Consider the following 205-nt stretch of genomic DNA (forward strand, 5'->3'; position numbering starts at 1 on the left):
ACAGTAACCACAGTACGATCATTGCCGCACCGAAATACCACGTGGTCGTCAGCTCTTCCAGCACGTCAGCCACATCACGCCAGCGCTGTTCATGGTGACGTTGCAATGCCAGCATTAAGATAACCGTTACGCCATACACGACGCATAATCCCAGGCCGACGTGCACCAGCTTGCCGCTCATCCAGCCCATTACCAGCAACGCCAC

At 55.6% G+C, this 205-nt stretch carries 1 protein-coding gene; it reads right to left on the reverse strand.

Annotation, left to right across the window (positions count from 1 at the left end; all coding sequences use genetic code 11):
• Positions 1-205: YbhQ family protein (locus tag FDX22_RS31950; protein WP_255433051.1), on the reverse strand; the 205-nt coding region annotated here is incomplete at both ends.

Origin of the sequence: Citrobacter sp. TBCS-14, from assembly GCF_005280805.1 — a bacterium.
GTDB classification, from domain to species: domain Bacteria; phylum Pseudomonadota; class Gammaproteobacteria; order Enterobacterales; family Enterobacteriaceae; genus Citrobacter; species Citrobacter gillenii.